This is a genomic window from Pseudomonas sp. PME37.24/006 (genome assembly GCF_055556635.1).
The window spans coordinates 76,234-99,138 of sequence record NZ_JBVHNL010000001.1; the positions used below are offsets into that span (position 1 = coordinate 76,234).

The following is a 22,905-nucleotide window of genomic DNA, read 5'->3' on the forward strand; positions in this document are numbered from 1 at the left end:
AGCCACGACAGCATGCTCAAGGAGATCGAGTACCTCGAATGTGCACTCAATGAAGGATTGCGCCTCTCGTGTTCCACCCAGCCGGCGGCTGGATGCAGACCAGGGGCGGAGGCCGATCCCTCTGAGCGAGGGCGGCCCCCTGATTACCGCGATGCTGTGAGCACGACGATAATCATTGCGCCTGCAATTGCTCGCGTTGCTTACGCACCTCACTGGCGCTGACCGCTTCGGCGGCGTTGCCCCAGCTGTTGCGCACGTAGGTGAGCACGTCGGCGATGTTCTCGTCCGTCAGGTTCCAGGCGAAGGCGGGCATGGCCGGCCCGGTGGGTGCGGCGTCGGTCGTGCCGGCGCGGTTGCCGGCGAGCACCACGCGAATCATCGACACGGCGTCGTGGCTGTTGACCAGCGGTGCGTTGGCCAATTTCGGGAACAGCTTGGGAATGCCTTCGCCGTTTGGCGTATGGCAGCCCGAGCAGCGGTCTGCATAGATGTTGCGCCCGGCTTTCATGACGGGATCGGTGGCTGCCAGCGGTTCAGGCTTGTCATGCTTGTGGTCGAGATCCTTGAGGTAAACGGCCACGGCCATCAGGTCTTCATCACGCCAGTGCTGGGTGGATTTCTCCACCGCTTCGGCCATGGGGCCGGAGGCGATGTCGTAGCGGTTGGCGCCGGTTTTGAGGTACTGCACGATGTCGTCCTCGCTCCAGTCACCCAGGCCGACATGGGCAACGCCGGTGATGTTCGGCGCCATCCAGCCCTGCAACTCGCCACCCTTGAGGGCTTCGGCGTTCTTGTCGCCACCGATGAGGTTCTTGGGTGTGTGGCAACTGCCGCAGTGTCCCAGCCCTTGTACCAGGTAGGCACCCCGGTTCCACTCTGCGCTTTTTTCCGCGTCGGCCTGGAATTCGCCTTCGGTGAAGTTGAGCCAGTTCCAGACCTTCATGCTCATGCGGACGTTGAAGGGAAACGGCAGCTGGTTGGTTTCCACCTCGTTTTGTACCGGCTCGATGGTGCGCAGGTAGGCCCAGAGCGCCATGTTGTCTTCACGCGTGACCTTGGTGTAGGCGGCGTAGGGCATGGCTGGGTAGAGCTGCTTGCCATCGCGCCCGTGCCCGCGGGCCATGGTGTTCTGGAAATCTTCGAAGCTCCAGCGGCCAATACCGGTCGCGGGGTCGGGGGTGATGTTGGCGCCAAGCAGTTTGCCGAATGGCGTGTCGATGGCTACACCGCCAGAAAACAACGGCTTACCGGGCAGTGTATGGCAGGCGGTGCAATCGCCGAGGGTGGCGATGTACTTACCCTTCTGCACCGTTTCGTAGGAGTCCGAGCCGGTGGCTGCATAGGCACTGATGCTCGTCGCGGCCAGTAGCCCGACAACGAGGTTGAGGAGATTTTTCATACGCTGATCATCTCCCCTGGGCGCTTGAGGTAGTGGGTGCGAATCGCATGCGCCGCCTTGAACGCCAGCGCGCCGACCGTGCCGGTGGGGTTGTAGCCGGGGTTCTGTGGGAAGGCCGAGGCGCCGACCACGAACAGGTTGGGCACGTCCCAGACTTGCAGGTGCTTGTTCACCGAGCTGGTAGACGGATCCGCGCCCATGACAAAGCCGCCGACCACGTGGCTGGACTGGTATGAAGTGTTCGACCATGGCCCCTTGCGCGGGTTGGCGAACATCATCTTCGGGTTCATGGCGCGGGCGATCTCGGCGGTCTTGTCGGTCACGTACTGCGCCATGCGCAGGTCGTTAGCGGTGAAGTCGAAGGTGATGCGCAGCAGCGGTCGGCCATGCGGGTCGGTGTAGGTCGGATCTAACGAGAGATAATTGCTGCGCGTGCTGTAATTGCTCGCCTCGCAGCCGATGGACATGCTCGCTGCATAGTACTGTGCGGTGGCCTTCTTCCACTCCGCGCCCCATTTTGGCGTGCCCGGTGGTACCGGCCGCGAGCCGATGGGCGCTGCACCAATCGGGGTTACTCGCGTACTGCCGCCGCCGACGAAGCCCAGGCCGGAGTGGTCGAAGTTGTCATTGTTGAACTCGTCGATACCCATGCCGATGGCGCCGCCACCGATGAAGGGATTGAAGTTCTTGTCATCGAAAAACAGCTGCACGCCGTTGGCCGTCTGGTAGGCGTAGTTGCGCCCAGTGGTGCCGGTGTTGCTCAGCGGATCGTAAGGTTGGCCGATGCCCGAGAGCAGCATCAGGCGCACGTTCTCGAAGGTAAAGGCAGCCACCACGACAATGTCTGCCGGCTGCTCCCACTTCTCGCCGTTGGCGTCGACATAGATGATCCCGGTGGCGCGCTTGCCGGTGCTGTCCTTGGTCACTTCCAGCACTTCGCAGTTGGTCTGGGCGGTGAAGTTGGGCATGCGAATCAGCGCGGGGAGCACGTTGACGATGGCGCTGGCCTTGGAATAATTGGCGCAGCCGTAGTTGGTGCAGAAGCCGCAGAAGGTGCACGGCCCCATCGTCACGCCGTACTGGTTGGTGTACGCCTGGGAGGCCAGAGCAGAAGGCACCGGGAAGGGCTTGTAGCCCATGTTGCGCGCCGCTTCGGCGAACAGCGTCGGCGCGTAGGTCTGCTTGGTCGGTGGGTTGGGATACTCGTTCGAGCGTGCACCCTCGAACGGGTTGCCGCCTTCGATGATCGTGCCGCCGATATTGCCGGCCTTGCCGGAGATGCCCGCTACGCGATCGAAGGCGTCGTAATGCGGCTCCATTTCTTCCCAGGTGGTGCCCCAGTCTTGCAGGGTCAGGCCTTCGATGGCTTGCTTGCCGTAACGCTCGGTCAGGTGGCTCTTGAGGTGAAACTCTTCGGGCTGGAAGCGGAAGGTGATGCCTGCCCAGTGGTTGCCCGCGCCGCCCGTACCGTTGCCCGGGTGAAAGGAGCCCCAGGTGCGCATGGGCAGTGCGGTTTCACTGGGCTTGTTGCGCATCGTGCAGGTGTTCTGCCGGGTGCGCAGCATCAGCTCCTGGCGTGACAGGTAGCGCAGCTCATCGGCTGCCGAGGCGATGTTGAAATCGGTGGCGGTATCACGCCACGCGCCACGCTCGAAGCCGACCACTTGCAGGCCCTCATCGGCGAGTTCCTTGGCGATGATCGAGCCGGCCCAGCCGAGCCCAACCACCACGACGTCGGTTGTGGGGAGTTTCTTGACCATGCCGCTCATCCTTTGCGATTCCACGAGGAGCTGCCGATGATCGACAGCGGTACCAGATCCAGCTTCTCGTTATGCCGGTCGATGTAGGGGCGGTAGTCGTAGCGCGCACCGGGGAAGCCGAGCATCTTCCAACTGACCATGTCGCGGTTGCCACCGTAGATCGGGTCGGCGAAGAACCCCTCCATGGTGTTTTGCAGAATTTGCGCGAAGAACGCCTTGGACTCGATTCCGGAAAACTCGATGTCACCGCTTTCCAGGCCCTTGAGCACCTCGTCACGCTGGGCTTCATCCAGTTCGCTGAAACGTTTGCCGAACGCCGTCTGGCAGTGTTTGCCCAGTTGCTCCAGGCCAATCCGGTAACGTTCGCGTGGAACCAGTGGTGATTCTGGCTCGACCCCAGGGGCAAACGGGCCTTGCTGGTAGAGGCGCTCGTAAGTGCCGTAGTGGCTGACCAGTTGGCGGTCGATGAACACGGCGCAGCCGGCATCTTTGCCACTCACCGAGAGATCGTCTGCGGGGATCAGCCGCTCGACGATCGCCTCGACCTCGCGGGCCTGCTCGGCGGTGAAGAACTGCCAACCTTTGGCGTCGTAGTGCAGCGGGCCATTGTGGTCGAAGGGTAACCACTGCGGCACGCCATTAACGGTAGCGGCCCGCGCACTGACGGCGACGCCAGCGGCGAGCGTAGCTGCCGATGCCGCCAGCAACTTACGCCGGCTCAATCCTTGAGGGGGTTCTTTGGACATGTCGACTCCTCGAGAACCCGCGCAATCGGGTGCACGGGATCAGGCTTTTAGAACGGATCCACCCGAAGGCGGAATGCGGATGCACGGACATCCAGGATGGGCGTCGATATGTATGGCCGATGGAATAGGTTTAATTAATTCGGCACATCGACGGCCCCATCAGGGGCACCACGCATTTGGTGCGGCGCCCTGCAGCAATATCTTGTAATAGGCTAGTTGCTTTTTGACGGAACTCCTTTCAAAAACTCTGACAATCAGGCTTCTAAAGGCGTTCAAGAGATTTTCGACGGCGTTTTCTCAAGGAGGGCAGGGGAAATGAACGGATGCGCAGCCACTCTTTTGTATCTCTGTTATGCAGGGAGGTGATCAGCTCAAGGCCAGAGTCGAGATCGCACGGGAGCACTTACCAAGGGAGGCGCTCTGCGTTGTAGGCAAAGAAATTGCCGCTGTCAGCAGGCGTCAGGCGGTCAATCAATGAAAGCAGCTCATGCGCCGCCACGCTTGCCGGCCTTGCCTTGGAGGCGCCCCGGAAAGGTTGTGACAAACCGGAAATAACGGTGCCTGGATGCAGGCTGAGCAAACGAGTCTGAGGACGGGTTCTGGCCAGTTCGAGCGCCGCCGTTTTGATCAGCATATTCAGCGCTGCCTTGGAGGCGCGATAGGCATACCAGCCACCCAGGCGGTTGTCGCCAATACTGCCCACCTTGGCCGATAGCATCGCCATCGCTCCGTTGGGGGTAAGCAATGGTAGAAAGTGGCGCAATACAACAGCCGGCCCCAGCGTATTGACTTGAAATACAGCCTGGAGGGCATCCTCTTCAATCGCCGCGTAACTTTTTTCAGGCTTGATCTTGTCTCGATGGAGCAGGCCAGCAGCATGCAGGATCAACCCATAAGGTGCCTCGGCGGCTAATTCGCTTGCAGCCTGGGCGATGGTTGCTGGCTTTTCCAGATCCAGTTGCGGATCACTTTGGCGGCCCAGCTCACGAACACCCGAACAGCGCGGATCCTCCCTGAGCAACTCGCAAAAGGCCGAGCCCAGTGAGCCGCTGGCACCTATCACTAGCAGGCTGTTGAAAAACTACCTGCGTGGCCATCGCGGCGTTAAAAACAGGCTCGTGTGCGAGTCCAATCAAAATGCTCATTTACAACACGTAAACTCCGCTTTTTCGCCTGTTTTTGCCTTGCGCTGGCTGCCTCGCCAACGTTTTTCAACGGCCTGCTAGGGCACGGTAGCCATCATCAAGCGAGCTCATCTTGAAGGGATTGCTCATATCGCCTCTCCTGCAGACGGCCCAGGTAAATGCAGTGGCACTTGGTTGATCAGACAGATCCAGTGGTCAGGGCTCACTTTTTACCCGGTCTGCCTTGTCTCAACGCGGGCGGCTCGGCTGGTGCGGTTTCAGGCGTCGGCATTGTGCAGTGATTGTCGTGACAGCGACGGCTGCCATCAGGGTGAGGCAGCCATGCCAAATGGGGGCGCAAGCGGCAGAACAGGCGATAGCCCATCGTGAAGATCGGCCGCAGTGGGCGCCATGTCAGAGGCGTTGCCCAAATGCCCAAACCGGCGGCTCGCCAGCTCCACAAGGTAGCATCCAGCCCGGTGACCCAACGGCCATCGGCGAAGCGGGCATGCAGTAAGTTCTGCATAGCCTCTAACGAGAAGCCCAGTGTTTCGGCCGTCACCCCCTCCCTGCGGATGTCGACAAACAACAGTCGATCTTCTACGGCGTGCCGACGCAGCAGGTTGATCTCCCGAGCGCAGAGCGGACATTCACCGTCAAAGTACAGCGTCAGTGGCCACGGCTCTTTCTTGTGCATGACGCCCTGCCTTGTATGAATGTTGGTAAGGCTGCAGGGAACACACCTTGCGCAGGTCAGTAAGCCATATAGTGATGCAGCCCTAACCCTCGTCCTCATCGGACCTATGGGGAAGCGCTGCATCAGCACATCCACCAGAAAGGCATGCGTACATCAGCATGCGTTTGCTCAAGTCATCTATCGAGGCGTGGTATGCCTCAGGCATAAATTGCGCTCGGGGCCATTACATTTTTCTGGATACCCTCGTGATGCGACAGCTAGAGCATTTTTGAGTACCCAGATTTTCAGTAGTCGGCCCCTTTTTCACACCACGAAACGGTTAACCAACTGGTTCAGGTTAACCGCCAGTTTTGACATTTCGCCACACGCACTGGCCGTTTGGCTGGCGCCCGCAGCACTCTGTGTTGCCAGCTCGCGAATGCTGACCAGGTTGCGGTCAACCTCACGTGCTACATGCGACTGCTCTTCAGAGGCCGTGGCGATCAGGAGGTTACGTTCATTGATCTGAATAATAGCCGTTGATATTTGATCCAGCGAGGTACTGGCCTCCTGGGCGACGCCAAGCGATTCGGTCGCCAGGTCTCTGCTCGTGTTCATCGCCTTCACGGCCAGGTCAGAGTCGTTCTGAATGGCCGCGATCATCTGCTCGATTTCCTGGGTCGACACCTGAGTGCGATGCGCCAAAGCCCTTACTTCGTCAGCAACCACCGCAAACCCGCGACCTTGCTCGCCAGCTCGTGCGGCTTCGATAGCGGCGTTCAGTGCCAACAGATTGGTCTGTTCTGCAATCGCCCGAATCACCTCGACAACTTTGGTGATGCTCTGGGCACGATCTGACAACCCTTGAATCTGTTCGCTCGTGTTTTCAACGTTACCGTTCAGCTTTTGAATGGACTTCAATGTCTGAGCCACTCGCGCCAAACCTACTTCGGTATAGCCCTGGGTACGTTTTGACTCTTCGGAAGCAGATTCCGCGTTACGAGCGACTTCATCAACGGCCGCGCTCATTTCTGTGACCGCTGTGGCCGCTTGATTGACCTCGTCATTCTGGGCGACAAGACCCCGACTCGACTCCTCAGTGACCGCTGTCATCTCTTCTGACGCAGAGGCCAGTTGGGTGGACGAATCGGAGATCTGCATAATCGTGGTGCGCAGATTTTTCTGCATCTGCGCGAGCGCTTTCAACAGTCGCCCGGCTTCATCGGTGCCGCTGACCAAGACCTCCTTGGAGAGGTCGCTGGCCGCGATACGCTCCGCGACGGACAACGCATCGTTAATCGGAGAGGTAATACTTTTCGTCAGCAATAATGCCAACCCAGACGTCAAGATGACCACGCCCGTTATAAGGCCGACAACAAGCCAAAGGCCATTGCTATAGAGATCGGTCGCGGTTTGCCCAGCCTGCGCTGCACCTTCATCGTTGAAACGGGTCAAGTCCTTGACCTGCTGCTCCATATTATTGGTCAGGGGGCGGATGCTGGTACTCACCAGATTGACCGCTGCCGCTATGTCACCCTGCCTCATCAACGGTTCGAGAAGATCCAGTTGTTTGGAATAGGCATCGGCACTGTTTTTCACCGGCGTATAAAACGAGCGTTCTTTGTCGCTTGCGATGAGGGGCTCATAATTCGTCACCGCATCGGTGAACGCCTTGCGGTAGCCGGCGAAGCTTTCAATATTCTTTTGAATGGACTGGGGGTCTGCAAGGCCCCGCTGTGTTTCGAGCCTCAGGCGAAGGGCCGCATTGTTCATCAACGCCGTTTGTCGGATGCTAGCCATCCAGTTGAGCTCGACGTCTTTTTCGGCGTCCCTCAGCTTGCCCATTTGCACGATTGCAAATATGCCGAGCACAAAAACCAACGCGATTATTAAAGCGAAAAACAGGGATGCTCGTGGAGCTACATTGAGGTTTCTAAGGCGCATACGAGATTCCTGTTTTCCAGCGATGGTTGATATGTTCAACAGGCTATCGACCCAAAGGTGGAAACTTTAAGCATGTCGTCGAAAGGCTGTGCGTTTAGGTGTGTGCCGCGACACGGTCAGGGCTGGCGCGGATTGCAACGCCTCACGCTCAGCGTCGATGGCCGCGATTAGTTGGCCGCTACATGTGCCGCTTGACCCCGGTGCCGGAAGCCGAGCACAACAGCGATCCTCGTTCCGTTAAAGAATTGGCTAGCGACGCCGTTAAACGGGGATCGGAAACCTCAAAAGCGCCTTTGCATTCAAAAAATCATGTCGGCGGTAACGCTTACGCTGTGAAGCCCTTGCCTGCGCTAACAGCGGCTACTGTGCCGCTTGAGTGGCAGGGGTGGGTATGAATAGGAGACACATGATATGAGCGCCATACCTGTGGTCGGCTCGTACACCGTAACGGATCTACACGCAAACCACGCTGGGCGGGTCGCTACGAGCCAACCTGCGAATATCAACGAAGGGGTTGATAACGCTTCGCTCAGAGGCTCGCTGGTAACAAACAATACGGTCCAGATCAGCACAGAGGCTTTGGACAAGTATCAGGCGTATGCCGAGTCGGTAAGAACTGGCAGCACTCGCCCCAATGATCCAGTCATCGCTGCAAGGGCGGCTATTCACGATCCAAATGCGCTGAGTGAAGAAGAGCACAACGCGTTGATGGCAGGCCTGACCGGCGACACCATGGCTTCACGCTGGAGTGCCTTTGAAAGGCATGCGAAAGCCTTGGAAGCGGCGAACCTGAACCTGCGCTCTGCGTCTGAGCAGATTGAACAGACCTATACGAGCGTCCTGGAGAATATCGCCCAAGACCACCCGGATTTAAAGGCTGCGTCTTTTGGTTTCACTGTTAATGCCGGTGGAAAAATCGTTCTGACGACAGCCGAGGGGCTTAGCAGTGAGCAAGCGGATCGCCTGGTGCAGGCCCTGAATGAATCAGATGAATTGGTAAAGCAGGCCAATAACCTCGCGGATGCTCAGATCGCTGTCTTTGAGACCGAGCGGTTTAGCCTGGGCATTAACTTCAATCGTGACAACTACGCCCAGAGCATCGATATCGGCGCGCAGCTTCTGGCAAAAATTACTGCCCGAAACGCTCCCCGTGATGGATCAGCGAACGCCGTACTTCAGAAAAACTTCGACAGCAATTGGCGCCAGCAATTGTGGACCAACGGGGAGAGGAGCACCGTTTAAACGCCCGGCCATTCGCGCCGAACAAGAGCGCTCGCACAGTATGGCGAGCCCCATGGTGCTACCATCGTCGCCGCCTTTCGCAGTGCCGCGCTCGTCAAAAAGGGGTTGTTGCCAGGAAGGCTGAACATTCAAATCATGGACATGCATTGAGCAGACGATGAAAAAAATTGCAGGAATAGCGGTAGGCGTAGTGGTAGCAGTTGGTGTGCTCAGCACAGCCGGTGCCTGGTACACCGGTACTCAATTGCCGGGTGTTTTGCAGAACGCCATTGCAGAAGCCAACCAGCAGAGCCAGGACGCGCTGCTCGGTTCGGGCGCCACGGCCAAGCTGGAGCTGCTGTCGCTGGAAACCCGCCTGTTCACCAGTACCGCCCGCTACCGCCTCACCTTCGATGCGCCGGACAAGGAAAACCTCCCCAAGCACATGGAGATTTTGCTGGTCGACAACATCGAGCACGGCCCGCTGCCTGCGTCGCGCCTCAAGCGCCTTAATCTGTGGCCGGTCATGGCCGCCAGCAACTATGCGCTGGAGGCCAACGAATACACCCAGAAGTGGTTCGATGCCGCCAAGGGCGCTGCGCCGCTTACCGGCCAGGGCAGCCTGGGCTATGACGGATCTACCAGCGGCACTCTGGTACTGACGCCTCTGGACTTCGCGCCGACGCCGACCTCCACGGTCAAGTTCTCCGGCCTGACCCTGGATGGGGAAGCCAGCAAGCATGCGGTCGCATTCAAGGCAGTCGGCGCCATGGACAGCCTGCTCGTCACTGCGACCGACAGTGAGGGCGCTCCTATTCAGGTCGAGCTGCGGGGCCTGACCCTTAACAGCGACCAGAAGCGCGGCAGCGGCGATTTCTACCTCGGTGACAGCGCCCTCAAACTGGCCACCGCGCAGATCAAGGTCGGCGACAAACCCCCGGTGCTGGTCAAGGACATCGCCCAGTTCGGCAGCCTGCAGGAAACCGGCAATGTGCTGGGCGGGCGCATGGGCTATGACATCGGCATGGTCAGCTACGACGGCAAAGACCTCGCCGGCATGCACATGCTCTGGTCGCTGAAGAACTTCGATGCTGCTGCCGTGCAATCCTTGCTCGAGCTGTATCGCGACAAACTCAAGCCCATCCAGGAAACTCAGGCTCTTGGTGAGGATGCGCCGGATCTGGCGTTGTCGCCCGAGGACGAAACGCGCCTCAAGGCCGATATCGAAAAACTGCTGGCCGCCAAGCCACAAGTTGCCCTGGAAAAATTCAGCCTCAAAACCACCAACGGCGAAGCATCGCTGAGCATGGCACTGGATCTGAACAAGCCCGAATCGTTCGAGCTGGCGCCAGACGAGATCGCCAAGCAGATGATCGCCAAGCTGGATGCCAAGCTGTCCATCGCCAAGGCCATCATCGGTGATGGCGTTCGTGCTCAGGCCATGATCGAAGGTCAAACCGACGCCAAGGCCATCGAAGACCAAGCTGCCATGTTCACCGAAATGGGCAGCGGCATGGCCCTCGGTACCGGCCTGCTGACCCTGGAAGGCGACACCCTGCAAGCGTCGTTGCACTACGCCAACGACAAGGTGACCTTCAACGGCCAAGACATGACCGTCGAGGAGTTCGCCATGTTCGTCATGTCCAAAGCCAATGGCCTGGGCGGTGGTGCTCTGGGTGGTGACGATCAGTCGCAATACGACGAATCGGATGAAGCCTATCCAGAAGGCGGCTTCGGCGAAGAAGACTACGACGAGAGCGAGCCGCAAGAGCAACCGTCGGCGCAGTAAGACGCGGGAGCAACACGCAAAAGGCCAGTCATGCGACTGGCCTTTTTTATTGCTGCGCCAGGCATCGCTCGTTGCGTACGGAATCAATAGGTTTGCAGCCATTGGCCTGGCCGCTGCATTCCAGGCGCTTCACGGGCTCTCGGTGCCCACACCACAGATTGGATGCAGCGAACGCGATTAACACGTAGATCGTGGCTTCTCTGACGATTAACTCCTCCCGGAAACCGTGGTCTGTCCCGTCTCATTTCAAGATTCTCATCCTCGGGCCGATGCAGTCATACCTACTCTGGAGTCCTTGTCGTGTTCAACTCTCGCCTCAAACAAATCAACAGTGAGCTGGAAGCTCGCTTAGCGATGCAGGAGGAGGTAAGGGAGAACCTCGAAAAGGAAATGATCATCATCCAGCTCAGCGCGGATGGCCGCATCGAGCGTGTCAACGAGCTGTTCCAGAACGAACTCGGCTATCGTGCCGGGGAAGTCGAGGGGCAGTACCTGACCCAGCTGTCGCCGTCGGAACTGGCCCGTGACCCGCACCAGTTGCGCGCGCTCTCCGCGATCAAGGAGCGCCGCCATTTCAACGGCGCCTTGCGCTTGCTGGGCAAGGATGGCCAGCACGTGTGGCTGCGTTCTGTGGTCATCCCCATGAGCGATCACTTGAGTGGCACAAAGCAGGTGGTCATCCACTCCAGCAACCTGACGCGCACCATCGAGGCGTCGCTGGAGAACGAGAGCCTGGTCAAGGCACTGCTGCGCTCGACGGCGGTGATCGAATTCAGCCTGGACGGTACGGTCATCACCGCCAACGATTCCTTCCTGCGCGGCATGGGCTACAACCTGGCGCAGGTTGTCGGCAAGCACCACCGCATGTTCTGCACCGCCGAGGAGAGTGCCTCGGAGGGCTATCGTCAGTTCTGGGAGCGCTTGCGCCGCGGTGAATTCGTCGTCGCCCGTTTCCGCCGTATCGACAGCAGCGGTCGAGACGTCTGGCTGGAGGCCTCCTACAACCCCATCACCGATATTCACGGCAAGCTCTACAAGGTGGTGAAGTTCGCCACCGTGATCACCGAGCAGGTGAACCTGGAAAAAGCCGTTGCCGAGGCCGCCAACCTGGCCTACAGCACATCGCTGCAGACGGACACCAGCGCCAGCAAGGGCCGTGAAGTGATCCGTAACACGGTGGAAGTACTGCACCGCTTGGCCAGCTCGATGGAGAACGCCACCCAGGGTATTCAGGCGCTGGATCAGCAGGGGCAGATGATTGAAGCCATCGTCAAAGCCATCAGCGGCATCGCCGACCAGACCAACCTGCTGGCGCTCAACGCCGCGATCGAAGCTGCGCGTGCAGGCGAGCAGGGCCGTGGTTTCGCCGTGGTGGCAGATGAAGTCCGCCAGCTCGCATCACGCACCTCGAAAGCCACCCAGGAAATCGTCGGCGTGGTGCAACAGAACCAGGAGCTCGCGTCCAATGCTGTCGACGTGATCAACCGCAGCCGCGAGCTGGCCGATGAAGCACTGACCCTGGCCAACGACTCCGACACCGTGATCCAGGATATCCAGAAGGACGCAGAGTGCGTCGTCGCTGCCGTAAGCCAGTTCTCCAGCCAGGTCTCGAACTGACGCAAAAGCGCTCGGTGAGAGCCTGTGGGGTCTCATCGAGCGCTTCTGATCGAACCCGCAAAGCTTGGCAATATCCGAACCCAACCTTGAGTCACTCGCTCTCGATGACATCTCGTGGGCGCTGCATAAGCAACCGCCAGAAACGATAAGGTCCCGCATTTCTGCGAGGCCTTGTGTTGTATGGTGCGGCACCAAGAGTCGAACTATTTTATATGTGTTTGATTAATAAAATTTTTATTGATTTATTTGAAACGGTTTATCCCTTCGTATATCCCTTGTCACGGTGCTGATCGAATGCAATTGTCGCACCTATTCAGCTATGCCTAAGCATATTTGGATTGCTCTCAATAAATGTAACTTTATTTGTATTTGAACGGACGAGCAACAGCGTTCGGTGGTAGCTCTTCGGCGAGCCTATATTCGATTGTATAGCTCCGGGCTACCTCGCTTGGGCAGTGATGGCTGCATCAATAGAAAATGCTGCCAAAAGCAGACGGTGAGCCAGGAAAAATCTGTCACCCTTTCATGGTTCTGTTACAGCCTGAGTTTTCTTCCAGTAACTCGGGAAAAATACCTGGATGAGCAAGCCGGCACTCAGAGATCCATAGATTATCAGGTTGATAAAGTGTAGATGCATCATCACGGCTTGATGTCCTGTGATCGGCTCATGGTCAGACCAGTAAATGACGATCACTACAAGCGACATTATTGTTATCAAGAAAATAATGAGGCTGGCCAATATCCGGCCTAAGGATCCCAGGAGTAGTCGTCTGTGCCGTTTTAGCTTACGCCGCGTGCCTGAAGACATACTCAAGTGGGCGATGTAGACACCATACATGGTGGCTATAGCAGCAATACAACCAGCAACGGCAAGAAACGTTTCCATTGATTCCCTTCAAGGTTATTTGCTGATTCACTGTCGAGCTGCGGAAAGAAGGCTGCGACGTCACGAATTATAAATACGGGGTTTCGTGGCCCGAAGGCAACCACCACCTTAATCGTCTGCAAGGTCGGATTGGATCCTGCGGATAGGGAGCCGCTGGGGTCATCGTGGATACATTATGCTCGAGCGCCTCGCCGCTTCCTTTCCAGAAATTTTGATGGGAACAGCTGTCGGTTCACCGTGGAACGTAACGTCGACAACTGCCCCACTGCGTGCCGCCTCAATCCCGCTTGCTAAGTGAGGTACATATCCGCTTCTCTGGAGCACATCGCTCGCGCTGGTAAGGCCCTTTCGAGCGAATTCAATTACTGACACCGGTACCTCGCTTCGCTGAGTGAGTACCATGAAAGCTGCCACGTACGATAGCGCAGCATGCTCCAAAGCCTCTCTGGGTATCGAATCCATTTATCTTCTCTCACGTTGGCTTGATAAGCGCTTACTAAGTTTTCTCTTTTAGGTACTCGCTCAAGTTGTTCATGACGTAGGAAAGTTCAAACTCAACCTCATGCAGGCCGGCAGTCCATGCAGAACCCTTCGGGTTTGCATTAGTTTTCAGATGAAAGTTCGATGAGGTGCTTCGCATTGCAGGCTCGTAAAAGTATTGCTCGAGATCTGTTTTCTCACCCTCGTTTCCTGGGAGTTTTCCGCGTTTTGCTCCTTCTTTGATAGTCGCCTTGAGCTTCACTAGGCGCTCTTTCAAGGCCTCGGCGTAATGACGTCCCGATGCTGCATCTTCGATAAGTGAGTTCGCTTCATCGTAAAGTCTTTGGAGTTCGGCGGCAATGGCAAGTGCTTCATCTTTGTTAACGCTCATAAGGTAACTCTCACAATTGGTCGAACGAACAATCGGGGCGATCTTTACCATTTTCAAGTCTTTTCCGAGCCGGTGACTAGCAGATTATTTTGAATGCTGTCTTCCAGCCTGAGGGCCCGAAAGGGTAGGAGATTTTAGCCGACCTCTCTTGCCACCTGCCTCTCTGAGAGCGACGCCTGTCGTAGCTCTCGCAGTCCCGAGGCTTTTTACTGTCTAAGTGCGAAATCGTTCTGTGAGCGAGTGATGAGTATGCGGACTTAAACCTCGCTTTATTGGCTGGCGTCAACTCGTAGGTTGTCCGGGGCGATTCAAATCTTTGTATTTCTTGTATTCCAACGGGCCATCGGAAATACCGAGATTGAGTAATTTTTGAGTTGCTGATGGGCTACTTTCTCAGCAACCGAATCTGTCAACAGAGCCGGCTAGATGCGGACACTCATGGGGCGCCCCACTACGTTGGTGCTTGGTAATCTCTCCCGGCTGCGACATTCTATCGTGCGGCTGTGGCTTGCTTACGCAAACCGGTGGAGAGGTAATCTGTTTCTACTTGGCCTTAGTATGAACAATGATTTCCACACGGCGATCCATTGCCAGGCATTCGTTCAGTTCTGTTCTCGAAAGATTTCTTGCGCAACTCGAAACGGGAGTTTTCGATCCTGCTGCCCTAACATTTAAATGCAATTCCGGGGTCAATGTCTTCAACTTTTCGGCAACACTTTCGGCGCGGCGGCGTGACAGCTTCTGGTTGCTGTCGTTAGTAGAGGTCACCGGAATCCGGTCGCTGTGGCCTGTAATACTGATTGCAGTGATAAGACGCTTGGAGTCCTCCTCGTATGCTTTTATCTTTTTTACAAAGGCAGTAAGCGCCGCAATACCTTCTGCGGTCAGAGTAGAAGCATAGGTGTCGAACAGCACATCGTTACCGAGCGAAAAGCACAACGGAATGCTGTCTTGGCTGCCAGGGCGCCGGACGAGATATACTCCTGACCTGTTCAATTCAACCTGATAGGGAGAACCACTGATATCGGTGAGAAACGGCATTTCAATCAATGTCCGTTCGCCTAGGCCATGCCAGAGCACATTGACGTGATGCACCATTTTTTCAGGGGAGGTGCTATTGCCGCAACTGTGAAGTTCTAGATCAAACTCGTCGGCCATATCCTTGATAATTTTCTGGTTGGCAAGATCCAAACTGATTGATACATCCATCTGTCTGAACCCGAGGCGCTGCATAGAGCCAGAAATTAGTTTCGAGGTGATCTCCGGCACAAAAATCATCGGCAAGATGATTGCGGTTAGAGTGATTAAAGCCTTGTCGCGGTTTCTTCTATGTGCTTTAGCCACGGAGGCATCCCACCGCAGTGGCTTCCAGTACCAAGGTATCATTAGCAGAATTAATGCACCCAATATTGGTGCCACCAGCACCATAATATTCTGAGACTCCCACGCGGCAGCGCACAACATGCCAGTTGTGACTATACCTATGAGGAACAAGCCACTCTCGAACTTGATCTGGGGTGAGCGCCAATGGAACAATCCATGCAGAGCAGCCACTGCCAGTAAAAACCATAGGCTGTAGAAGAGTCCAAACATCAATGCGGCAAAAATGAACAGCAAGCTTTCGCTCAGAGTTATACCAGCTGGGAAAAAATTGATGATAAAGGCCCAGTAGGCAAATACTACGATGACGCCAACGGTAATGGTGATTTTCAGTACTGTCGCTGCGTAGTTCTTAAACAGATCAAGCAGGTAGTTCAACGCAATTTCCTTGCTAGACGAAAGTGGATCTGTGTAATTGTATCAGTATTTAGATTTGACGTAGAAGTAAGGCTCGATCATGCTAACTAGTTAGTAATAGAGGCAGGCTAAATGTTAACTCTGTAGATCGTGGTCTGTCCCCTGTATTTTGTTTTAATGGTCAGTAGAATATCGTATGGTTTGTATCTTTCTCTGTAAACATTCCTACGCTCAAGTAGCTTAGGTTTGTGTCAGCAGCATCTATCACCAGGACAAAGCACCGTTTGACGTGCTCAGACTCAAACGCCTGATTTGCAATGTTTTGAGAGTGAGAGCTGTAGGGCAGTGGGACATCTCTATGTCTGACTTGAACCGCGAGGGCTTGGTTGATCCATCTTGGAGGTATGAGTAATATCGAGTCTTTATTCCCTTTTAGTGATTTACTTGCTTTTACTCTTGCAGCGACATTTTTTACGTGACGTTCAAGTTGGAACTGATCTTTTGGTGCTACTGATAATAGTGCGCAAGAAATTTCAGACCACCCTGGGCGAGCTCTTTTTGCAAGCTGTTCACATAAGCGTTTGAACCAGTCAGATATATTGGGCTTCGGCTTCTCGCTTAGAATCGACTCGTCTTTAAGAGAGTAGTAGCGATCTATTTTCGCAGAATAGCCAGATGTAATTAATGTGTTTTTCTCCGTCTGGAGCGTACCGAGGTTCAATGCTGTGTCAAGATATATTCCGAGCATGTCCATCTCGTCTCCAATGGTATGTAGAGACATCAATAGCTCAGCTCTTCTACGCAAGTAATGGAGACGAAGTTGCGGGGTTTCCAAAAGGTCTAGCATAACCTCTAGATCTGCAAGAGACATGCATGGTGCGAGTGGGTATTTATTTCGTAATAACCCTGCGTTCTCTAGCATCGAAGGCACGCTTTGTATCGTGGCAAAGTCGTGCAGCATCACTGATAAACGTACGACACAAGTTACTCCATCGAGCGGCAAAGGAAAGTCGAAGGAAGGTTTTCCTCCATTTTTTATATTGCTAATCTCTGTCTCTATACGTTGAGCAAGGCGACCTGACTGATCAGATGGCTCCACAATCAATTTCTTTATGTGCTCAACTAGACGATTTGGGGCTCCGCGGAGAGCTGGCCATGAAATTCGGCCTGATTTAGCCTCGATGAGAATAATAGTGGTGTCGAATCTGACAATGAGGTCGCTTTCGAATCGCTGCGTACCTTCAGTCCATTTGAAGCCTTGGTGTTTTAAACTACGAGGGAAGGCAGAGTCAAATAAATGTGCTACTTCCTCTTCGAGGAAATTCGCTCGGGAATTATTGAATTTATTCTGAAGTCCGTTGTATGGAGTCAGAAGCTCGTCGGCGATAGGCAAAATAAAGCTAAATAGAGTTTGTGGTAATGAGCAAAAGTAATGATCTTTTCCTAGATAAATTAGTGGTCTAAGCCAAGTAGGGTTTTCCAAAAAAAAGCTTTCTGGAGTTTCATCTTGTAGGTCGGTGAATGCTATGCTGATCCTATTAGTAATAATGCTGACTGTATCTGGGGTTAGGCCATACTCGTCGGCGATTTCTTGGTTTGTGATAATAAATTCACGACCTATAAAACGATCTGCCCATGGCAGGAGGGCAGCTTTTATATTTTCTCGGCTTATTCTTGGATCTAGAAGCTGCGTGCGAATACCCTCAGTGGCGCCTTTTATAGGGAACACAGCAAAGAATTTATCAAGCATCTCGGCTTTTGTTTTGAGCGAGAAAATTCTGTGCACTTTCTCTAGGTGTTCGTTAACTTTTCTTTCGTGCCGCCTTAGCAGTCCCTCGAAAATATCTACTATCTTTGATAACTTCATACCTGCTTGGTGTTCATAGTCATTATCAATTGTTGAGAGTAGTTTTCTAGTTATTCGGGTAACATTTCCGTAGTATCCCCAGTTTCGAATGACTGAGGTGTGGCCGCGCATAAATTCTTGGACCTGAACTACAGCAGGGTCTGTTTTCGAGGCGGATTCTGACTCGTAGACGGCATTCATGCCTATCCGCATTTCGTTGTGTGCCCTGAATAACTCTGGAAGCAAATCAAAGATAGCTTGAATTGATTCGGGGGCAGGGAACTCTGCGCCTCGTTCTAGCGGGCTCATTAGGAAAATAGCTTGCAGGAACTCTATATGCCCTTGTTGGATTTTTAATGGTGAGCTTGAGTTTTTATGGTTCCCCTGCTGGTCGGGGGTTACCATAAGTCCATACATGGACATGAGTGCTAACGTGTGAAGAGGATCTATGTGAGAAATTAACTCAATTAGCTTTGGAAGAGTTGCTTTGAACTTCTCGCGTGCTTGATCCCCGTGGGCAGCCGCGATCTGCTTTCGTTGATCGAAGGGAATGCCGTTAAGGGGATGGCCGGCAAAGAATGGGCCTCGCTCCGGAGATGACTTTCGTTTATTTAATTTCTTCTTCATATTTCTTCCCTGGAAATATTATGAGATGACAGCGGTTTGCATTTGGCCCAGAGAATATAGAGGCAGACCACAATTAGTCTTTGTAATTTATGGTCTGTGCCTATTTACCACTAACCAGAACAGATTTCTGGCTCTGGTGGTGGCCAAGTAATCGATTCGGCCCACCTCAGATAATTAGAACTGTAGTAGCCGGCAGCCGTACGTCTTAACAGTACTTTAGCTTGCCCCGCTACGTCACCGAGCCACCTAAGAGGCTCAGACCAGCAGCGAAGAGCTCAGGCGGCACCGAAGCAGCTCTTCACAGCGTCAAACTTCAAAGCGATGCATATGATCACCGAAATACCCATGGCGGCTAGGGCCAACCAAGCCGTAAGTGGTACTTTATCTCGCCAGAGAACAAAATTCTTTTGGCTTGCTACCCAGTCGATTTGATACTGCCAAAAGAATTTGTAGTGCGCGTACCAATCGCTAAAAAGGATCTGCTTACTGATAGAGACACCGTAGTATTGAGTCTCAAACTCCGCCAAACGCGCCCAATGAGGAGAGAAATCCGTATTCGGCGCAAGTGCTTCAACTTCTCTATAAAGGTCGCGCAACCCATTGAAGATTCTTGTTATTTCAATTGCTGATCTTTCATAATCCGACTTTTTCGAATCGTAAACCGAAATGTAGATGCCAATAACTCCGAGAACGGCAAGTGCGGCGGATACATCTTTGGCCGAAAGAGAGTCGTAAACTAAAGAAAATATGCCTATTGCAGTGCCAATGAATCCAATCAACCCGGGTATCTTATCTACGATGTCGTAAGTGGCCCAGTGCTTGCGTCCACCGAAACCGACGTTGTAACCAGTTTCGGCGATGCTCTTGAGTAATGGCAACTGGCTCATATATTCTCACTAATAGGTACAGTGATTTCCGCGCGGGCCACGACTACATCATCTTTCAAAACGTAGCACTCAACTAGGTGATCGCCTTTAAAGCTCGTGGACTCCTGAATCGATTCATGTCCACGATCGAAAGATATCTGCCCCCGGATGCAATCGCGTTTCTCAGCTTCTTGCCCAATGTTGAGCACCTTCCATTTTACCGTGTACGGCTTTGGAACATCGTTTCGCGTAATCTTGAATTTGAGTGTTTTACGCGCTTGAAGCGGCATTCCTAACGAAATAAGCTCACTCAGCAACGTTTCCCGAAAGCCTTTTTGCTGGACTTCACAATCAATCGCCAAGGGGTAGCGAACGTCTATAGGAGCAGAATCCTCGATGAACTCCTCGGTGTTCCTGAAGGCATAGCTGGAGTTGGCCAATGACTCCAAAGCAGAGCGTTGAGCTTCGCGTGTCGTTGGGAAATCCCGCCCAAATATTTTCCGCCAACGCTCTCCCTCATATTCCTTGCCCGAGGCTGCAATCGCCTTTTCGCAAAGCTCAAAGGCTTGCTTGGCAGGCTTTTGGAATTTTTGTTTGACCTTGACATGCTGACGACTGCCCAGAGCCGCGTAGCGGTCCTGCTGTGGAAGATTTGACGCGTAACTGAAAAAATCCCTGACCATTAGGTCGTAGGAGCTGAAACTTTTGTTGCTATAATCGTCTGTCTGCTGGAGGAAATTATGCGCTAATGTATCAATCAGCAGGCCTCCAATCCCAATGCCACGCTTATTCTTCCACGCACGAAGCATTTTGCAGAGACGACGTAGGTTTCCATTCTGGGCGTCATCTACCTCGGACGTAGCTTTGATTTCATCCTTGGGCTTAGTGACCTTCCACGATCCACCGTTGTACGTGTCTGGGTATTTGAAACTGCCATCATCTTGTTTGAATACGGGCTGAACCTCAACGTTGAAGTTCAAGAATTTGACGCAAACCACGAGTCGATCAACAGTGATCGCGGTAGTTGAATATTTTTCTTGGATAGCAGCTTTTGTATCCGAAAGCAGTTTCGACTGCCCGCCTTCCTTATTGTAGGTATCCCACTCGGTGTTGGGCATGATGTAGAGCATATCAAGGTCGGACACACCTTTGATGGCTGTCCATCGACCGTAAGAGCCTACTTGAAGGTTGTTGGCATTGGAGTCCAGTTCACGAAAATACCGATTGAGGGAGCGCGTGATCCCCGAATACCGATCTTCAATCGTTATGTGGTTAGTGATGCGTAAATTAGAGACAAAATCCCTGAAGATAGTAGCAGTTGACATCGGCATCCATACTCGGCAGTTATCCAATCGAAGCACTGCATAGTAGCCGACGGCCATCATCGAGGTCTACGAGTTAGCCTGCAGGCGTCGCTAAAGCAACAATGGGCAGACCGAGCACCTTTGAACAGAAGCTACTTAAGCACAAAGACTGGGTGAGCGTCAGATGCGGGCCTTATCAGGTATCGCGAGCAACAACAAAGCCATTTCGGCCAAGTTTTTGGCGTCATCGACGGCTCGGTGGTACTGGCCGACCCAACGTAGTCCAAGCCTTTCGACTGCTTCCTTTAGCCCCATCGACGGACATGCAAATATCTCACGATAATGCCGTTCCAGATTCAAGTGCTTCACGCTTTTAAGCATCGGCACGCACCTAGTTCTTGATGCGTCAGTTGCGAGCTGATTGGCGTCGTAATCTCCCCAGGATCCCCATAGAGCATTGGGGTACTTCTGTAGGAATGAGTTGAATTCTGTTGCTACCATCGGGAATGGCTGGGCGGCATCCACATCGGTTTGCTTGATTGAGGTGAGATTTATGCAGAACTCAGTCAGAGTTGGGTGGAGGACTGGTCGAACATAGCGCCGGAATATATCTGCGGTCTCCATTTTGCGTAAATCGATCACGACAACACCTATCTCGATGGTTTCCATCTCCTCAGTGCTGACAATCAGTGCTCTTGGATGTTCCGACTCCATCAGCTCGTCGCATGTAGCCTCAAGGTCAATGCACAACAAAAAATCGTAGGCGTTTATCGAGGCTTTGAACGCTTGAAGATTTTGGGAGTTTGGAGGAATTTTCATGTGGCCGTCCTAGAGAGATCAGTCCTCCTGCGGCAGCGAGCCGGGAAAAGGGGACAGATTTATTTGCCGCGCTGACCGTTCGCTCTGAGTTGCTATGGATTTCGGTCATGATCAGATTCCCTTCAGAGATTGAAAACCCATGACCTCTGTAGACGCTTAGCGAGCAATCGGACCGTCAGCAGGTAGTAATACCGCATCGCTTCACTCCGTTGGTTCAGGCGGTGTTCCAGAAACCAAGCCAGATGCTTTCTTTGCCAGGCCCAAGGTGTCTCTCGCTGCCAGCGTGCTACGATTTCAGCCTGAATGATTTTCGCCTGGCGCAAGTGGCGTTTCCGGGTTGGGTGTTAACCGGTCAGCACGCCAGTCAGGTACAGTTCCATATCGAAGGGCTTACTCATGCCGGCCGCCGATATAGGCCGCGACCACATCAATCCGACCGTGCCCCAGCTCATAGCTGATTTGCGTTCGGACATCACGATCAACGGGCCTATCTATATCGTAGCAGCGACCGCCATTGATAGGTGCTCGGTGCTGGGTGATCTGTTCGTAGCGATCACATGCGTAAGCCGCTCGCAGTTCATGAAAGCCTTTGAGGTCATGTGTGTGCAGGACATCCCGCGCTGGGCGTACTACGTGTTGCAGCACACTCATGTAGCTTTCGCCGGGGATAAGGTTTCGGCTGTCCGATAGCGAAAGCTGCACCGCAAATCCAAGCTAATCGCGAACGTGCTGATCCACTGCAATCCAGCGTGGCGCTGAGGCACCGGCACTGCCGCCTTTTGTGCCGTCCTGAATGTTGATCTTGCCGAGACCGGGTTTTTTGTGGGTGATGATCGTGTGGATCTATTGGCTGAGGTGCTTTTCGAAACGAATGTCACCCTCCGGCAACACTTCCACTGGCTGCCAGCCAAGGTTGCGATAGAACCCGCTTGCGCGGCTTTTCTCGGCGGTTTCGAGCCATATCGTTTGGTGAGTCTGGAAGAGGAAGGACTCTGCTTTTTCCATCAGTGCACGCCCCAGACCGAGCCCTTCGAAGGCAGGCAGTACGAGGGCGGCAAATACGCAGCCGTCGTCAGCATCGGCCATTGAGAAACCCACTGGGGCACCATCGACCTCCGCAATCCAGGCGCACGGCGATTCTGATATCGCCTGCCCAATTGATTCAGGGGTAATGCCTATTTCCGTTAATTGGGCGTGGGACAGGTGGTTTTCCTGGACGCTAGTTCGAATCTTAAAGATCGCGCCGATATCGGACAGCTCAACGGCCCTGATTGTTTTTTTCATGCTGCATCCTCGGTTCCATCCGTTCGGGTACGGGATTCTCACATGCCAGCACGATGCGTGCTCGCTTAGTCGTCCCTGGTTCGGCGTTGCGATCAGCGGTGTGGATCGACGTGTGCCCTGGTGGGGTGATAGGAGTCAGGCCCATGGCGGCAGCAATAGGGGATGTCCCCCCGCCCATTTCAGCCTGGGACATCTGGCTGAGGTGGTGCACCTCAACCCGCTGGCTTGAATCCGGTACATATCGTTGCCGTCACCGCTCGGAGCGGGAAGAGCCACGACTGCGACACAGGGGCTTGGATTTATCTGATCAAGGATCAAGAGGCAACGGACGAGGCGATTGTGCTCAATGGCTGCGCGAACGGCTCTGGCTGGAGGATTTGTGAAAACTG

15 protein-coding genes and 4 pseudogenes are annotated in these 22,905 nt (G+C 54.3%); 4 read left to right on the forward strand and 15 right to left on the reverse strand.

What is annotated here, in order from left to right; translation table 11 throughout:
- Nucleotides 1-172 precede the first annotated feature (172 nt).
- From ACZ3GY_RS00355 to ACZ3GY_RS00380, 6 genes are all read right to left on the reverse strand, one after another.
- On the reverse strand, nt 173-1,399 hold the full coding sequence (locus ACZ3GY_RS00355) for a c-type cytochrome (protein ID WP_465908538.1): 1,227 nt from the start codon (nt 1,397-1,399) through the stop codon (nt 173-175).
- A complete protein-coding gene (locus tag ACZ3GY_RS00360) occupies nt 1,396-3,159 on the reverse strand; it encodes a GMC family oxidoreductase (protein ID WP_463563437.1) in 1,764 nt (587 codons plus the stop codon). Before ACZ3GY_RS00360 ends, ACZ3GY_RS00355 begins: the two co-directional genes overlap by 4 nt.
- A 5-nt stretch (nt 3,160-3,164) precedes the next feature.
- On the reverse strand, nt 3,165-3,905 hold the full coding sequence (locus ACZ3GY_RS00365; RefSeq protein WP_463563438.1) for a gluconate 2-dehydrogenase subunit 3 family protein: 741 nt from the start codon (nt 3,903-3,905) through the stop codon (nt 3,165-3,167).
- Nucleotides 3,906-4,308: 403 nt separating this feature from the next.
- Nucleotides 4,309-4,974: an SDR family oxidoreductase gene (locus ACZ3GY_RS00370; protein ID WP_465909205.1), complete on the reverse strand. Its 666-nt coding sequence runs from the start codon at nt 4,972-4,974 to the stop codon at nt 4,309-4,311.
- 278 nt (nt 4,975-5,252) lie between these two features.
- A complete protein-coding gene (locus tag ACZ3GY_RS00375) occupies nt 5,253-5,726 on the reverse strand; it encodes a thiol-disulfide oxidoreductase DCC family protein (protein ID WP_465908540.1) in 474 nt (157 codons plus the stop codon).
- A gap of 303 nt (nt 5,727-6,029) precedes the next feature.
- A complete protein-coding gene (locus tag ACZ3GY_RS00380; RefSeq protein ID WP_465908541.1) occupies nt 6,030-7,649 on the reverse strand; it encodes a methyl-accepting chemotaxis protein in 1,620 nt (539 codons plus the stop codon).
- 411 nt (nt 7,650-8,060) lie between these two features.
- On the opposite strand from ACZ3GY_RS00380, the gene ACZ3GY_RS00385 reads away from it, so the two are divergent.
- From ACZ3GY_RS00385 to ACZ3GY_RS00400, 4 genes and pseudogenes are all read left to right on the forward strand, one after another.
- Complete coding sequence (locus tag ACZ3GY_RS00385; protein WP_465908542.1) at nt 8,061-8,891, forward strand: hypothetical protein; 831 nt, start codon at nt 8,061-8,063, stop codon at nt 8,889-8,891.
- A gap of 157 nt (nt 8,892-9,048) precedes the next feature.
- Entirely contained in the window at nt 9,049-10,659 is a 1,611-nt protein-coding gene (locus tag ACZ3GY_RS00390; RefSeq protein WP_465908543.1) for a YdgA family protein, read from the forward strand.
- A 390-nt stretch (nt 10,660-11,049) separates the two neighbouring features.
- A pseudogene (locus ACZ3GY_RS00395) lies at nt 11,050-11,736 on the forward strand (PAS domain-containing protein); the annotation flags it as partial.
- Between the two features lie 117 nt (nt 11,737-11,853).
- Nucleotides 11,854-12,276 (forward strand): annotated as a pseudogene (locus ACZ3GY_RS00400) (methyl-accepting chemotaxis protein); the annotation flags it as partial.
- A 1,382-nt stretch (nt 12,277-13,658) separates the two neighbouring features.
- On the opposite strand, the gene ACZ3GY_RS00405 reads toward ACZ3GY_RS00400, so the two are convergent.
- The 9 genes and pseudogenes from ACZ3GY_RS00405 to ACZ3GY_RS00445 all read right to left on the reverse strand — a co-directional run bounded on the left by ACZ3GY_RS00405 (nt 13,659) and on the right by ACZ3GY_RS00445 (nt 22,516).
- On the reverse strand, nt 13,659-14,033 hold the full coding sequence (locus ACZ3GY_RS00405) for a hypothetical protein (RefSeq protein ID WP_465908545.1): 375 nt from the start codon (nt 14,031-14,033) through the stop codon (nt 13,659-13,661).
- Between the two features lie 543 nt (nt 14,034-14,576).
- The gene (locus tag ACZ3GY_RS00410; RefSeq protein ID WP_465908546.1) at nt 14,577-15,791 is read right to left on the reverse strand and encodes an OmpA family protein; all 1,215 of its coding nucleotides are present in this window, start codon (nt 15,789-15,791) and stop codon (nt 14,577-14,579) included.
- 160 nt (nt 15,792-15,951) lie between these two features.
- On the reverse strand, nt 15,952-18,243 hold the full coding sequence (locus ACZ3GY_RS00415; RefSeq protein WP_465908547.1) for a hypothetical protein: 2,292 nt from the start codon (nt 18,241-18,243) through the stop codon (nt 15,952-15,954).
- A gap of 275 nt (nt 18,244-18,518) precedes the next feature.
- A complete protein-coding gene (locus ACZ3GY_RS00420) occupies nt 18,519-19,130 on the reverse strand; it encodes an SLATT domain-containing protein (RefSeq protein ID WP_465908549.1) in 612 nt (203 codons plus the stop codon).
- The gene (locus tag ACZ3GY_RS00425) at nt 19,127-20,434 is read right to left on the reverse strand and encodes a nucleotide-binding domain-containing protein (protein ID WP_465908550.1); all 1,308 of its coding nucleotides are present in this window, start codon (nt 20,432-20,434) and stop codon (nt 19,127-19,129) included. Before ACZ3GY_RS00425 ends, ACZ3GY_RS00420 begins: the two co-directional genes overlap by 4 nt.
- 159 nt (nt 20,435-20,593) lie before the next feature.
- The gene (locus ACZ3GY_RS00430; RefSeq protein WP_465908551.1) at nt 20,594-21,232 is read right to left on the reverse strand and encodes a 3'-5' exonuclease; all 639 of its coding nucleotides are present in this window, start codon (nt 21,230-21,232) and stop codon (nt 20,594-20,596) included.
- A 122-nt stretch (nt 21,233-21,354) separates the two neighbouring features.
- A pseudogene (locus tag ACZ3GY_RS00435) lies at nt 21,355-21,630 on the reverse strand (hypothetical protein).
- A pseudogene (locus ACZ3GY_RS00440) lies at nt 21,623-22,042 on the reverse strand (integrase domain-containing protein); the annotation flags it as partial. The pseudogenes ACZ3GY_RS00440 and ACZ3GY_RS00435, both read right to left, overlap by 8 nt.
- Nucleotides 22,043-22,075: 33 nt before the next feature.
- On the reverse strand, nt 22,076-22,516 hold the full coding sequence (locus ACZ3GY_RS00445; protein WP_465908553.1) for a GNAT family N-acetyltransferase: 441 nt from the start codon (nt 22,514-22,516) through the stop codon (nt 22,076-22,078).
- Nucleotides 22,517-22,905: the final 389 nt, after the last annotated feature.

Bases quoted from the DNA above. Each gene is read 5' to 3' on its own strand.
- ACZ3GY_RS00385 (WP_465908542.1), top strand. From the start codon at position 8,061: ATGAGCGCCATACCTGTGGTCGGCTCGTACACCGTAACGGATCTACAC.
- ACZ3GY_RS00415 (WP_465908547.1), bottom strand. From the start codon at position 18,243: ATGAAGAAGAAATTAAATAAACGAAAGTCATCTCCGGAGCGAGGCCCA.
- ACZ3GY_RS00365 (WP_463563438.1), bottom strand. From the start codon at position 3,905: ATGTCCAAAGAACCCCCTCAAGGATTGAGCCGGCGTAAGTTGCTGGCG.
- ACZ3GY_RS00420 (WP_465908549.1), bottom strand. From the start codon at position 19,130: ATGAGCCAGTTGCCATTACTCAAGAGCATCGCCGAAACTGGTTACAAC.
- ACZ3GY_RS00425 (WP_465908550.1), bottom strand. From the start codon at position 20,434: ATGTCAACTGCTACTATCTTCAGGGATTTTGTCTCTAATTTACGCATC.
- ACZ3GY_RS00375 (WP_465908540.1), bottom strand. From the start codon at position 5,726: ATGCACAAGAAAGAGCCGTGGCCACTGACGCTGTACTTTGACGGTGAA.
- ACZ3GY_RS00390 (WP_465908543.1), top strand. From the start codon at position 9,049: ATGAAAAAAATTGCAGGAATAGCGGTAGGCGTAGTGGTAGCAGTTGGT.
- ACZ3GY_RS00430 (WP_465908551.1), bottom strand. From the start codon at position 21,232: ATGAAAATTCCTCCAAACTCCCAAAATCTTCAAGCGTTCAAAGCCTCG.
- ACZ3GY_RS00405 (WP_465908545.1), bottom strand. From the start codon at position 14,033: ATGAGCGTTAACAAAGATGAAGCACTTGCCATTGCCGCCGAACTCCAA.
- ACZ3GY_RS00380 (WP_465908541.1), bottom strand. From the start codon at position 7,649: ATGCGCCTTAGAAACCTCAATGTAGCTCCACGAGCATCCCTGTTTTTC.
- ACZ3GY_RS00355 (WP_465908538.1), bottom strand. From the start codon at position 1,399: ATGAAAAATCTCCTCAACCTCGTTGTCGGGCTACTGGCCGCGACGAGC.
- ACZ3GY_RS00445 (WP_465908553.1), bottom strand. From the start codon at position 22,516: ATGAAAAAAACAATCAGGGCCGTTGAGCTGTCCGATATCGGCGCGATC.
- ACZ3GY_RS00360 (WP_463563437.1), bottom strand. From the start codon at position 3,159: ATGGTCAAGAAACTCCCCACAACCGACGTCGTGGTGGTTGGGCTCGGC.